This window comes from Aliivibrio sp. S2TY2 (assembly GCF_028765525.1).
GTDB classification, from domain to species: Bacteria; Pseudomonadota; Gammaproteobacteria; order Enterobacterales; family Vibrionaceae; genus Aliivibrio; species Aliivibrio finisterrensis_A.
In genome coordinates, this window is the sequence record NZ_JARACS010000018.1 from 33,662 (window position 1) to 46,328 (window position 12,667).

Here is a 12,667-nt window from a genome sequence, read left to right on the forward strand (position 1 = left end):
ATAAGACATATCATGGATCAGATTTATACGCTTAGCCAACTTATACAACAATCAAATTGTGAATACACGATTTATGACTTAGGTCGCCGTGTTCAACCTATATCAAATAAACAATTTGAATCTATAGAAGCTGGGCAGCAACCTTATCCTTTTCCGCTACAGCGTCATGCTCATTTAGCTATTGCTTATTGGAATGAGGCTAAACAACCTTGGATTTGGTTTTTAAAACTTCCTTTAGATGAGCGAAGCTTACTGCAGCAAGCAGATATCGGTAATTTCATTAAATACGTCATCGAAGCGATTGGGGTTTCACTAAGTGGCGATTTAAACGAAGAGCAACAACAAAAACTGTCAAATAACCCTTATACATTCAAACCAAAAGACGACAAAATGGCGATGTTTCATAGTGTATTACGCACTGAATTATCACAGCCAATGAGTCAGTATTATGAACATGCTAAAACCTACCTTTCCGGTAATAATGGTTGGGATAACTGGCAATTTGTGGGAATGCAAGGGTTAGCTGATGTATGTGCTAATGTAGATAAAGACAATAACAGTACCGCACTGCGCAAAGCACTGTCTCATTTACCGACCACGGTTTTATACGCTACATTAGGCTGCTTAGAACACATTAATTTACCTGAAAAATTAGCACGAAAGCAATTAGAGATAATCCAAGATCTATGTAATAACAAAGAATCTGATCTGTTTCTACTATCTGCACATATTCGTGCGCTTTCTGGTGCAGATAAAAATACCTTAACTGAAGCACTGACTTTGATTTTATCTAGTGAACGCTTGAGCCACCCTGAAGTGCTCGTCGCCATTGCTGGTCGTTGCTGGAGTGGATTAGAGGAGCTTTCTATTGCTAATCTTTTCTTATTGCGATTAGCTCAAACAGGTGATCAACAACTGTTTAATCAATTGTTTGCTGACTTAGTAATGCAACCGAAGCTTCGTATGTGCATGCTTCAGATCCTTCATGGAGAAGCGGACCCTAAACTTGCAGACGCTTTATTAAAATTACAGCAAACCACGAAGAGTTAAGATATGGATAATCTACTTGCGATATTGGCATTAACGCTTTTCTGTTTTCTTTTTTGGCAACAAAGAAGACAATCAGAATACGCGCATCAAGCCATTCAGCATTACTGTAAAAAAATGGAATTGCAGCTACTAAGTGTCGCAAGAGGATCGTATGGATTTCGCTTACCAAGTGGTAAGAAACAGTTATATACCATGTATGAATTTGAATTTTCTTCTATTGGTGATGATCACTACACAGGCAAATTGATCATGGTAGGCTTTAAGGCTGCAAAGTTTAATTTACCTCCTTATCGAATGGCTGAAGAATATTAACGAAAACTGAGCAGGCCCTCAGTATTGCAGCCTGCTCAATTCCCCCCTTATTTTAAAATATCGGTATTCTTACCACCACGCTTCCCACATAGCACCAACAGCAAAGGTATCTTGTTTACCCGTTTCTCCACGAGTTAAATCCACTTCGGTGTTCGAATCTCCAACCGTTGCATAAAATCTCAGCATTGGGCGTGCACCAGAGTCCATATCGAAACTAATATTTTGAGATAACGTCACTTTCCAAGCATCGTTTTGTCCGCTTTGGTTATCAAAATCAACCAATGAATAACCTGCCTCTAACCATGTAGAATGAATATTGTTCCATGCATAAGTAGGACGCACAATGGCACTGTAGTTAGCTCGGTCATCTTGACTCGCATTTTTATCTTCTAATGATTGATAACCAACTAGATATTCAATATTAGTTTGATTGCTCATTACTAACTTACCTTCTAACTGCACTAACAACGTCGATAAGTCTTCTGTTTTATTAAAAATATTGTTATCAGCGTTATTACCATAGCGAGTCACAAACTTATTACTCATCATTCCAACACTATGGTTTAACTCAAGCGCCAGTTGGTACGAGTCAATATCATCTACATAACAAGTGCCATTTCTATCTACACCTTTACAGGTTGTATCATCTTCTCGATTTTTTTCAGTATTTTTAGAGGAAAAACCATAGTTAGCATAGAAAGAAAGATCTAATGCATCCGTTAAATTAATTCCATGTAATTTAGATGTAATTGCATAATTACCACTGTCACCAGTGCCACCACCATCAACGACTTGTGCTACCGCAGCCATATCAAATTTCACATTACCAAATTCAAGGTTTTTAATACCTGCACCTTGAGAATCATTCATCATCCAGAAATAATCGTTCAAGCCCGTTTGTGGTCGGTTATGGAAATCTCGACCAGCCCAAATATAGGCATTAGGTTGAGATTCAAAGACATTCGTCGCCCCCGCATAGAATTTCTTCAAACCAACCTCATCACCCCAATGCTCTAACATGACAACAACATCCCAAATAGTGCCATTATTAGAGACGAATCCTTTCGCAAACTGAAACTCACCGCCATTGCCTTCATTACCTAAACGACCAGCAGCATTACCAATCAATTGGCCATCGGCAGATACATACTTTTCAACATCATCTGAAAAATGAAAGCCATAACGAGCATATCCAGAAAAAACAATCCCATCAGGAATATCAGTTTGAGGAGAAATAACGAGTGGTTGTTGATCATCTAATTGGATATTATCCAGTGGATCTGTTTCCGCAAAAATAGAAAATGAAGATAGAGTCGCCGTAACAGCCAGAGCAACAGGTAATAATTTCATTATAATTCCTTAAAATAGTAAAACAGCAAATTAAATTACTCACGAATATTATCGAATTATATTTACGACTTACTCATGAACTAATTAAATTATTGACCTTTATATTGCACTCATTCAATACTTATAAGCATTAAATATTAAGCTGATCACGCACGTTTTATATTTATATATATTTTATTTTTAGGTTTTAAATGAGTTTATTTTCAATGGATAAAATTAAAAGCATCAAATTATTGATGCTTTTAAAAATGATAAATTATTTAATTATATTTTTTGTAGACTCACGAATGATTAAATTACCTTTTAAGATCTCAGTGGTTGCTTTTACTTCTTTATCAGAAATTAATCTTAATGCTTTATCCATTGCTAACTGTGTGATTTTTTGAATTGGAATATTAATCGTTGTTAATGCAGGAGATAAAAATGCAGAGATCTCATCATTATCTATTCCAACAATTGAAATATCCTCAGGAACACGAATATTTAACTCTTTTAATGCTTTAATTGCCCCTAAAGCTAAATGATCATTAAAACAAAAAATAGCAGTAATATCTTGCGAGCGCTTAAGTAACTCTTTACACGCTTGATACCCATCTTCTAACTTACCATCTTTTATAATAGTTAAGTTATCATCGTAAGCAATACCATACTTTTCGAGCGTTTCTTTCGCACCTTTCAAACGAATTTGACCGGTACTTGAACCCATATTAAGAGTGATAATTGCAATATTTTTATGCCCTGATTCAACAAGATGCTCAATAGCCATTTGGCTTGCATCATATTGGTCAAAAGCCACTGCATGCCCTAACCCATCAGGTAGCGTTCGATTAATAACAACAAGTGGGATAGGCAATTTTTTCTGAATTTCGCAATAATCATCAGCCGTCATAGTACGACTATAAATTAAAATAGCATCGCATTTTCTTGCGACTAATGAATTAATGGCTTCAATTTCAGTTTCAAGTTGGTTATGACCATCAGTGACGATTAATTGCTTTCCCGATTCTTCTGCAATTCTTGTCGCTTCTTTGAGTAAAATACCAAAATAATAACCATCAAAGAACGACACAATAAGACCAATACTATTCGAACTATTTGTTGCCAATGCTTGAGCCACTAGACTCGGTTTATAGTTCAATGTTTCCATTGCATCAAAAATCAGTTTTTTTGTTTCTTCTTTTACTGGCCCTTTCCCATTCATTACTCGAGAAACGGTTGCTTTAGAAACACCAGCAAGCTTACATACGTCATTGATTGTTGCCATTGTTCCCTCAAAAATAGGTATTTGAAATTAGCGTAATAATAGCTAAGTTATTACGCTAAATACACGTTATTATTTATTCTGCAATGCGCGATGGATCTCAATTAACTCTTGAATCATCTCTTTGGCAAGCATTGAGGTCATAATGTGGTCTTGGGCATGCACCATAATTAAATTAACCGGTACTTTTCCTTCTCCCTCATCCATACCGATAAGTTGTGTTTGTACGTCATGTGCTCTTTTTGATGCCTCTGCCGACTGCTTTAAAAGATCATCAACTTTATCCCACTCACCGGTTTTAGCCGCTCGTAATGCTTCCATTGCGCATGACTTAGATTCACCCGCATTAATAATAAGTTCCATTACTGTGGTTTCTAACTCTTCACCAACTAACATAGTATCTATTCCTATTTAAATTTATTTTGCATTATTAAAAAGTGATATACTGCACCGATTAAACCACTGTCATTATTGAAAGTACTTTTTTCAATCGAAACTAACTCTTTAACATTAAAATCATTAATTGAACCTTGGCTTTTAATTATTTGATTAAATTTATCTTCAATATTAAAGATTAAATCTTCTCGACTACTAATTGCTCCGCCAATAATTATTTTCTCTGGATTTAAAATAAACGTAAGATTATATAAACCGATAGCAATATTATTATAAAAGTCATCAATTACTCTTATTGCAACTTTATCACCTGTTGATGCGAGATCAAAAACATCCTTTCCTGATATATTATCAATACTATTAATGTTTTTTAAATTAGAATAACGACGTCTTAGCCCCTCTCTGACTGAGGCAGTAAAACTCATACTTGCTGTTGCTTTATCTTCAATATCAAATACATTTTTCGTAAACATATAACCAAATTCTCCGGCCATAAAGCCATGACCTCGAACCATTTGATTATTGATATAAATAGCGCCACCAATTCCTGTGCCTATCGTAATACAGATAAAATTCTCAACATTCTTCGCTTTACCACGCCATTTTTCAGCCAATGCCACGCAGTTAACATCATTCTCTAGTTCAACTGGTAATGATAATCTCTTAGTTAATTCATTTTTAAACTGAAAACCGTAGAAATCATCAATTGCTCCACCCGTTTTTAAATACCCTGTATTGACATCAACAAATCCAGGAAGAGAGAAAGCCGCACCATCAAACGTATACTTTTTTGACCACTGATCTTTTATATCGACAAGAGTGGCAATGATTTTTTCTCCGCAAGTTTCAGTGGTTACCTTACCTTGCTCAAGAACTTGTCCTTGCTCATTTAACACGCCAAACTTTATGTCTGTACCACCAATATCAAATGAAATATACGTTGCCATAATACGAGCCTCTCCCTTTATTTTCGTTAAATGTTTTCACCACGGGTAGCGATAACGTCTTTAAACCAATGGAACGACGCTTTTTTCTTTCGCTCTAATCCATTTTGATGATCGACATAAATAAAACCATATTGTTTTTTATAGCCATTTAACCAGCTCAATAAGTCAATCGCAGACCAAGCGTAATACCCTTTTATATGAACACCTCGACGAACGGCTTCTTTTACTGCGCCTAAATGATCTTTTATGAAGTTGATACGTGGGATATCACACACTTCACCATCAATAATCGGGTCTTCATCTCCCAAACCATTTTCCGTAATGTACAGTTTGATCTGACCATAGTGCTCTTTGATCATTTCAAGCCCAGCAACAAAACCTTCTGGTGAAATTTCCCAATCCCATTTTGTGTATTTTTTATCGTCCATTTTTACAGTGCGGTACACATTATCGTAGCTTGGATTACCCGGTGAACCCGTTGAGTTTTCACGAGTAATCGTTCGAGACGCCACACTACCTTCAATTTTTTCAACACGTTGTGGTTGATAGTAATTCAGCCCCATAAAGTCATTCAAAGGCGCCGCTTCAAAAATAGTTTGTAGCTCTTCATCTGTCCAATCAGGTAAGTTGCCTTCTTCTTGTAGTTGTTTAACTACGTATTCAGGGTATTTACCAAGCAGAATAGGATCATAGAACCAGTTCATACTAAATTGATTGGCATGCATTGCAGCAAAATGACTCGCCTCTGAATCATCCACTCCAAACGCTGGGCTAAATACATGACTCAAACCAATTTCACCAAATTGATTTAATTTTTTATATTCAATAACCGCTTTAGCATGCGCATAAAATACATTGTGTGTCGCCTGGAAGTACTTCTTAGGATCATTTTGGATCCCCGGTGGATGTGCGCCAGCCATATAGCCTAGTGCACAGAACACTACGGTTTCATTAAAGGTAATGAAATGCTTAACACGGTCACCGAATTCGTTAAAACATAACTTTGCAAATTCAACATACGCATCGCAGGTGGCTTTATTTAACCATGAACCTTCTTTTTCTAACGTAAGAGGTAAATCCCAGTGATATAAAGTAACAAAAGGAACAATGCCATATTTCAAACATTCATCAATGACATTATTGTAAAAATCGATGCCTTTTTGGTTAATTTCACCCGTGCCATTTGGGAAAATACGAGCCCAAGAGATTGAAAAACGATAAGATTCCAATCCCATTTCAGCCATTAATGCGATGTCTTCTTTATAGCGATTATAGTGGTCAATAGCGACATCACCATTAGTACCTTCGAACGTTTTTCCTGGAATTTTAGTAAACTCATCCCAGTTTGTTGGGCCTTTTCCATCTTGATCCCATGCGCCTTCTATTTGGTAAGAAGCGGTCGCTGCGCCTAATAAAAAATCATTTGCAAATTTCATCTCGAATCCCTACTTTACTGCTGCTAATAAATCAGTAGCCAACTGATGTTTGTTTTGGCCTAAGTTAACCCAGGCCTAGAATGTGATTAACCTAAAAGCACCAATGCATCTTTAAGGATTTTATCTCCCTTCATCATGCCGTAATCCATCATATCGATGACTTCAACTTTCTTATTAACTTCATCAGCCAGTTTTTGAAGTTCATCTTTTTTGAAACGAATTTGCGGTCCTAATAAAAACAAATCGTATTCTGCTAAATAGTCTTGAATCGTTTCAACGCCATGTGCTTCGATATGAATATCTAGTCCTTGTTGAGCTGCTGATTCACGCATTTTTTTTACAACCATTGATGTAGACATGCCCGCTGCGCATAGTAGTAAAATCTTTTTCATAATAACCTCGATAATAATCTAATAAATTTCAATTAAGCTGTTGCTGTCGTTGTTACAGATTCTGTTTCTGGCGCTGCTGATTTTGCTTCTTCTTGCGCCGTTAATTTGTCTAAATACTTAAAGAATGGGAAGTAAACGCATAGTGTCATACAGAAAACTGCAATCTGTAGTACTGCGGCACTCCAACCTCCTACAATAAATCCACTCAATACTATTGGTGTTGTCCATGGCACTTGAACGGCTGTGAATGGTCCAACAAATCCCATATTAATTGAGGTATAAACCATAATTGCAGATAGAACTGGAGCGGTTACAAATGGGATAAACATGATTGGGTTAAAGATAATTGGTGTAGCAAAAATTACAGGTTCATTGATATTGAAAATACCTGGGATAAAAGAAAGGCGACCAAGTTGTTTAAACTGAATAGAACGGGCAAATAGCACCATACAGCACACTAAGCCAAACGTTAAACCTGAACCACCAACGGTAATAAATTGGTCAACAAATTGGTTTGTTACTATCTTTCCATTCTCACCAGCAATCAGCACTTCACCAGCATTTACTATCGATTGGTTATGAAGTGCATTGGCAGTAACGATTGGTCCCATAATACCCATAACAATGACTGGACCATGGACACCACACCACCAAAGCAGAGAAATAAGTAGAGCAATGCCGACAGCCCCAAAGAAAGAATCAGACATACTTTGTAGCGGCGTTTGAATAATATGGTAGATAGTTTCAATAAAGGTTCTTTCAAATACAACTTCAAAGAAAATATAGGTTAAGAAAGCAAGTGTAATAATGATGAAACCCGGAATAAGCGATTTAAAGGCATTAGAAACCCCTTCAGGCACACTGTCAGGTAACTTGATGACCCAATTACGATTAAAGGCCATTGAATAAATCATGCCAACAACTAGACCAATTACGATAGCTGCAATCATCCCCTTACCGCCAAGGAAGGCTTTTGGTATCACACCGCCTATATGCGTAACACCATCAGGTGCTACAACAAAAGCGTTCATTACTATAAGAAGAGAAACAATGGCTAACACCCCCGCATTTACGCCATTGTGTCCTTCGTACTTTACGTAAGTATACGCAATACCAAAAGCACCAATTAATGCCAAAATATCAAACGTTGCACCTACTACTTGAAATAATGGTGTTGACCATTCTGCACCAAAAATACCTGCCATAAATTGGTCATACCCATCAATAGGAACAAAAGCCAGTAATAAAAATACTGAACCAATGATGGTCAATGGCATGGTTAACATGAAGCCTTCTTTAATAGCTACAATTGGTTTTGAGTTAACTACCTTTAAAAGCTTAGGAAGGATTTTATTTACCTTCTCCATTATTGTGCTTTGCATCGTTGCCGCTTGCGTACTCATTTTTCACCCCTGAATTGAATTTTAAACATGCGAAATCATAAACTGAAAGCAATGTAACCGGTTTCAGTAACCGGTTACATTGCATATTTGAGCAAATATGATTCAACTCACGAATATTAATAATTTACAGGTTAAAAATGTGATCTCGATGATTTGATGTTTTTTTATACGAAAGGGCTTGCTTGAAATAATACAAATCTAACGAATAGAGAATCCGATAATTCTTCGTATTTGGGATGGAAACTTAGATAGTTGAGGTAAAAAAGAAAAACCCCATTAAACTCTCGTCTAATGGGGTCATAACTCTACTCGCAGCAGTCCGGCTACTTATGGTGCTCCGTGTATCAAATCCTTGATAGTATGCTGAAATCCGTCAGCTTATCCTTTCATCGCTATCCTAGCGGTGTCCTTTACATCATCCTGATGTTTATCCTTCCTCTATCCTAGAGGTATCCATTGTCTTTCCTTAGTAGTAACTATCCTAGCTACTATTGAATCCATTCAATGTCCAATTTTGCTTTCCATGCCGATTACTCATCCTAAGTAACCGAGTGCCTTATCCTAAAGCATACCAAATCCTTGGCGAGTTCCTGTTCCGTGTCAGCATCCTTCCGACACCAATAAGATTACGCTTTTGACTTTTTTGAACAATGGTCTAGCAGCACTTTTTTTATCTGTTTCTCATTACAATATGCAAAGAAAATATCAATTATCTATAAAAACATAAGCTTAAATAAATAAAAGGACATATTTACGATAAAGAAAACGATATTTCTCATCCTTTAAGTGAGAGATCTCGCACACTCTCATTCCCATTTTTCTATTCACCTTTAAGATCCACTATTTAAATAGAGAGATCTAGATCACGTATTTATTCTTATAGTAGAAGTGTACATCTTTAGTTATTATGGACTCAGATGAAATATAGGACGTCACAATGAAAAACGTAACGGATGAACTGCAAAAGATATTGCAAGATTTAACTGATGAAGGAAAAAAGCCGACAACGGCTCTTGTTCGCTCACGATTGACTACTCAAGTACCAATGCCAGCCATTATTGCTGCAGTTAAATCTTTTAAATCCACTTCAAGCATTCCTAAGATTGAAGTCAAAGACACCCCATTAACAGCAGATGAACGTATTGCTCAACTTGAACTTCAAGTAAAAGAGTTATCACAACGTTTAGCCGCTCTGGAGAATAAATAATGCAAATTTGGGTAGATGCTGATGCATGTCCAAAAGTCGTCAAAGAAGTACTTTGTCGCGCCGCTACACGTACTGGTATTCAACTGACTTTTGTTGCTAACCATTACATCCCTGTACCAACTGCTTTAAATATTAAATCAATCCAAGTTGAATCGGGTTTTGATGTGGCTGATGATGAAATTGTAAGACGCTCGGAAGCAGGTGACTTAGTGATCAGTGGTGATATTCCCCTGGCAGCAGAGTTAATCGCTAAGAAAGTGCAAGTATTAAACCCTCGTGGTGAGCTTTATACAGAAGCAACTATTAAAGCACGATTGAACATTCGTGACTTTATGGAGACCATGCGTGCCAGTGGCATTCAAACAGGTGGTCCTGCTGCTCTATCGCAAACCGACCGACGTGAATTTGCCAATCAACTAGATCGCATTCTTGCTAAATTTAAAAAATAAATCGCTATTAAAATAAAAAATGGGAGCTCATTGTGAGCTCCCATTAGTTTATCTATATAATCAGTCTTTAAAATCCCAAGACAGATTACTAACCAATCGACATTCATCGCATTTAAAATCAAAGACTTCATGGATAGGCTCTGCTAACGCCCAATCACCATCACATACTGGACATTTACGCGCTTGCTCTTTTTCTTTGCTTTCACCAGCAACACGATAAATATATAAGTAAGTTGGGATGCCACTAACCACAGCCATACGACGACATAGATCCCAACCACGCTTAAATAAATGACTTTTACTTGAACTAATTTCATGTAAAGACGGATGCTCAACAACAGACCCATTCATTTGCAATTGATCACAAGCACTCCAATCTTCCTGCCATTTAATAAACTGTTTTTGATCGCCATTAGCAACAGCAGGTAAACGGTAAAGAGGGATTGGCTGAAATGTCTCACCATGACGGATCGGAGAACAAGTATGTAAATGGCTGGTATAAAGAATTTGCCAACTTACTTTTTCACTCTCATCACTCGGATCAGAATTCATATCTTGACCAACAATCTTAACTTTAGGTTGCAGCAACCCAAATTCACTTAATTGTTTAAATGCCAGTTTTACTTGTGGACTATGATTATCAGGATGGAGTGAATCTTCTTCAGGGCAAACCACTCGAGCAACAAAGTTTGTTCCTTTCATAACAACGGGCAACTCACGACCAATCACTTGTCCATTATAACGCAGACAATCTAAACAATAATTGATGGCCTTTTCTACTGCCGCCATAGAGGTATCGCAATAGACTTCAAAATCTAATTCAGTTACAAACATTAACGCTTCTTTCCTAACATCTTGGGGGTTTTATCGATTTGCTTAAATCAGTTTACTCAACGACAGGTTCTAGTTTTTCTAAAAACTCAACCATCGTTGCTGCCAATACGGTTCTCTTTTTCGTTCCTACCGTATCTAGAATAATCTCACCCGTTTGATTGCAAATAGAGATCACTTCCATTTCATCATCGGTGACGGCAATAAATAATGTTGGGACTAATTTTAATCGGCGTTGCATCACAAGGTGACCTAGCATATTTCCTTGTAAGCGCTCTAAATCTTCATCACTCCATACTTGAAGTAATTCAATATTTATATCACCAAATTTAGCCATCATATCAGCACTGAATTGGGCACCATAAAAGGCATGAAAATCATCATGTAGATCAAGCTCAATACCTTGTTCGATATTAACTAAGCGAATACTTTCATCACGATTAACAGGTTGCCATGACACTTCTAAATCACGAGTTTCATCAATACAAGGAGAAGCTAATCCCACTAATTCTTCGTTCATCGGAAGGCTATTATGTTTTGATTTCCATGCTTCGACATAACGTTGACTAAAGTTAGCAAGCGCTTGCTCTACCGAAAGTGGCATTCGATTCTCCTAATAATGTAAAAATTAAAGTAAACTAAGCGATATTAAATGAATAATGATGATTTACTCCGTTATTCTTATTCTAATCTACTTTTGGCATTTTCAATATGACTAAATACACCAACGCTGATGAGCTAAAATCTCTGACTCTTGGCCAAAAAACCGAATACAAACACAACTATGAACCTGAATTATTGCAAGCCGTTCCTCGTAGTTTAAACCGAGATGATCTTGATTTAGGTAATGAGCTGCCATTTCAGGGTTGTGACGTATGGACGCTTTATGAACTATCTTGGCTAAACCAAAACGGTTTACCTCAAGTAGCGGTTGGTGATGTCACTCTGCCCGCGACCAGCCCTAACCTTGTTGAGTCAAAGTCGTTTAAGCTGTATTTAAATAGCTTTAATCAAACTAAATTTGCATCATGGGATGACGTTACAAGCACCTTAATTAAAGACTTAAGTGCCTGTGCCGGCGGTGAGGTAACGGTTGAGATCCATCCCGTTCAAGCTTACTCTCAACAGCCTATTGTTGATATGACTGGTGAATGTATAGATAACCAAGATATCGTTATTGATAACTATGAATTTGATGCTGAATATTTAGAATCAAGTACATCTGATGACGTTGTAGAAGAAACACTGCATAGTCATTTATTGAAGTCTAACTGTTTAATCACCAATCAACCGGATTGGGGCAGTGTTGAGATCAGTTATACCGGAAATAAAATAGACCGTGAAAAACTGCTTCGTTATTTGATTTCGTTCCGTCAGCATAACGAGTTCCATGAACAATGTGTTGAGCGTATCTATACTGATATAATGAAATTCTGTAAGCCAAATTCGTTAACGGTATTTGCCCGTTATACTCGTCGTGGCGGTTTGGATATTAACCCATTCCGTAGTTCGCATTTAGAAAAACCAGAGCACAACCTCCGTTTAGCTCGTCAATAAAAAAAGCATTCAATTTTGTCTACTAAGTCTATTCTTAGTAGACAAATTCCGCTACATCGCTAGTATGTAACGGTTG

Annotated in this window: 14 protein-coding genes; 5 read left to right on the forward strand and 9 right to left on the reverse strand. The window is 37.0% G+C overall.

Annotation, left to right across the window (positions count from 1 at the left end):
• Positions 1-12: 12 nt before the first annotated feature.
• Positions 13-1,050 (forward strand): DUF3549 family protein, encoded by a 1,038-nt coding sequence (locus PVK63_RS18780; RefSeq protein WP_130088059.1) that lies wholly within the window; start codon positions 13-15, stop codon positions 1,048-1,050.
• 3 nt (positions 1,051-1,053) lie between these two features.
• Positions 1,054-1,362 carry a DUF3301 domain-containing protein gene (locus tag PVK63_RS18785; RefSeq protein WP_130046412.1) on the forward strand — a complete coding sequence of 103 codons (309 nt, stop codon included), beginning with the start codon at positions 1,054-1,056 and terminating at the stop codon, positions 1,360-1,362.
• Positions 1,363-1,431: 69 nt separating this feature from the next.
• On the opposite strand, the gene PVK63_RS18790 is transcribed toward PVK63_RS18785, so the two are convergent.
• The 7 genes from PVK63_RS18790 to PVK63_RS18820 form a co-directional block, all read right to left on the reverse strand.
• The gene (locus tag PVK63_RS18790) at positions 1,432-2,712 is read right to left on the reverse strand and encodes a carbohydrate porin (RefSeq protein WP_130088060.1); all 1,281 of its coding nucleotides are present in this window, start codon (positions 2,710-2,712) and stop codon (positions 1,432-1,434) included.
• Positions 2,713-2,968: 256 nt separating this feature from the next.
• Positions 2,969-3,976: a LacI family DNA-binding transcriptional regulator gene (locus PVK63_RS18795; protein WP_130088061.1), complete on the reverse strand. Its 1,008-nt coding sequence runs from the start codon at positions 3,974-3,976 to the stop codon at positions 2,969-2,971.
• Positions 3,977-4,045: 69 nt separating this feature from the next.
• Positions 4,046-4,369 (reverse strand): PTS lactose/cellobiose transporter subunit IIA, encoded by a 324-nt coding sequence (locus PVK63_RS18800; RefSeq protein WP_130047267.1) that lies wholly within the window; start codon positions 4,367-4,369, stop codon positions 4,046-4,048.
• An 11-nt stretch (positions 4,370-4,380) separates the two neighbouring features.
• Complete coding sequence (locus PVK63_RS18805; protein ID WP_130088062.1) at positions 4,381-5,316, reverse strand: ROK family protein; 936 nt, start codon at positions 5,314-5,316, stop codon at positions 4,381-4,383.
• Positions 5,317-5,342: 26 nt separating this feature from the next.
• The gene (locus PVK63_RS18810; RefSeq protein WP_130088063.1) at positions 5,343-6,752 is read right to left on the reverse strand and encodes a glycoside hydrolase family 1 protein; all 1,410 of its coding nucleotides are present in this window, start codon (positions 6,750-6,752) and stop codon (positions 5,343-5,345) included.
• Between the two features lie 86 nt (positions 6,753-6,838).
• On the reverse strand, positions 6,839-7,144 hold the full coding sequence (locus PVK63_RS18815) for a PTS sugar transporter subunit IIB (protein WP_130047270.1): 306 nt from the start codon (positions 7,142-7,144) through the stop codon (positions 6,839-6,841).
• Between the two features lie 32 nt (positions 7,145-7,176).
• Complete coding sequence (locus tag PVK63_RS18820) at positions 7,177-8,547, reverse strand: PTS sugar transporter subunit IIC (RefSeq protein ID WP_130088064.1); 1,371 nt, start codon at positions 8,545-8,547, stop codon at positions 7,177-7,179.
• 937 nt (positions 8,548-9,484) lie between these two features.
• Here PVK63_RS18820 and PVK63_RS18825 point away from each other — a divergent pair.
• Together PVK63_RS18825 and PVK63_RS18830 are read left to right on the forward strand one after the other, a co-directional pair.
• On the forward strand, positions 9,485-9,754 hold the full coding sequence (locus tag PVK63_RS18825; protein WP_130088065.1) for a hypothetical protein: 270 nt from the start codon (positions 9,485-9,487) through the stop codon (positions 9,752-9,754).
• A complete protein-coding gene (locus PVK63_RS18830; RefSeq protein ID WP_130046410.1) occupies positions 9,754-10,203 on the forward strand; it encodes a YaiI/YqxD family protein in 450 nt (149 codons plus the stop codon). Before PVK63_RS18825 ends, PVK63_RS18830 begins: the two co-directional genes overlap by 1 nt.
• A 60-nt stretch (positions 10,204-10,263) precedes the next feature.
• Here PVK63_RS18830 and PVK63_RS18835 read toward each other — a convergent pair whose 3' ends face one another.
• On the reverse strand, positions 10,264-11,037 hold the full coding sequence (locus PVK63_RS18835; RefSeq protein WP_130046287.1) for a Zn-ribbon-containing protein: 774 nt from the start codon (positions 11,035-11,037) through the stop codon (positions 10,264-10,266).
• Between the two features lie 52 nt (positions 11,038-11,089).
• Positions 11,090-11,638, reverse strand: a complete 549-nt coding sequence (gene syd, locus PVK63_RS18840) for a SecY-interacting protein (RefSeq protein ID WP_130046288.1) — start codon at positions 11,636-11,638, stop codon at positions 11,090-11,092.
• 107 nt (positions 11,639-11,745) lie between these two features.
• Here syd and queF point away from each other — a divergent pair, with 107 nt between their 5' ends.
• The gene (queF, locus tag PVK63_RS18845) at positions 11,746-12,591 is read left to right on the forward strand and encodes an NADPH-dependent 7-cyano-7-deazaguanine reductase QueF (protein ID WP_130088066.1); all 846 of its coding nucleotides are present in this window, start codon (positions 11,746-11,748) and stop codon (positions 12,589-12,591) included.
• Positions 12,592-12,667: the final 76 nt, after the last annotated feature.